Origin of the sequence: Dyella jejuensis (assembly GCF_044904675.1) — a bacterium.
GTDB classification, from domain to species: domain Bacteria; phylum Pseudomonadota; class Gammaproteobacteria; order Xanthomonadales; family Rhodanobacteraceae; genus Dyella_B; species Dyella_B jejuensis.
Genome location: NZ_JADIKJ010000063.1, coordinates 1 through 899, shown reverse-complemented (window position 1 = coordinate 899; position 899 = coordinate 1). Strand labels below are relative to the sequence as shown.

Below are 899 nucleotides of genomic sequence, written 5' to 3'. Positions count from 1 at the left end.
TCGGACAGCAACGGGAGCGCCGATATCCGGGCCGATGGCCTGTCGACGATCGCTTCCAGCAGGCTTCGGTAGCGCTGCATCAGCCGTTCGATCGTCGCGCGCTCGAACAGGTTGGGATCGTATTGCACTTCCGCGAGCAGGCCATCGCCCTGCTCGACCAGCATCACCGTCAAATCGAACTTGGCCGGGCCCGCGGCAACGCCCGGTAATTCCTCGAAACCGTCGTTCCCCTCGTCGCTGGCATTCCCTGAAGCTTCCGCGATGACCGAGAACAGGCTCCGGATCAACGGCACGGCATCCGCCGAGCGTGACAATCCCAGTGCGTCGACCAGCTTCTCGAATGGCAGCTCCTGATGGTCGAGTGCTTCCAGCACGTGCGTGCGCACGGTGCCCAGCAGATCACTGAAGGTCGGGTCGCCTGACAAGTCCGAACGCAAGGCCAGCGTATTGACGAACATGCCCACCATCGGCTCGAGTTCCCGCCGCGAGCGTCCGTCGACGGGCATGCCGACGACGACGTCGTCCTGACCCGTGCAGCGGGCCAGCAAGATCTTGAAAGCCGTCAGGCAGACCATGAACAGCGATGCCCCTGCCGCGTTGCCGACCCGCTTCAATCCCTCGCGCAGCGATGCAGGAAATGCCTCGCTACCGAGATTGACCGCATCGAGCCGCGTCGCACCACGGGCATGATCGTGGCACAGGCCCTGGTGCTCGGATACGCCATCCAGGTGCCGCGTCCAGTAATCCAGGTGAGTGTCTAACTCACTCTCCAGCTTCTGGCGCTGCCACGCCGCGTAGTCGCCGTACTGCACCGCAAGCGGCGGCAACTCCAAGTCACTTCCCGTAGCCTTCGCCTTGTACCGGGCAAGCAGTTCGCGCCTGATGACCTGCATCGAACC

1 protein-coding gene is annotated in these 899 nt (G+C 63.6%); it reads right to left on the bottom strand.

The annotated features are described in order from the left end of the window. A partial coding sequence (locus ISP15_RS18280) for a condensation domain-containing protein (protein ID WP_404549425.1) occupies nucleotides 1-899 on the bottom strand: 899 nt, incomplete at both ends.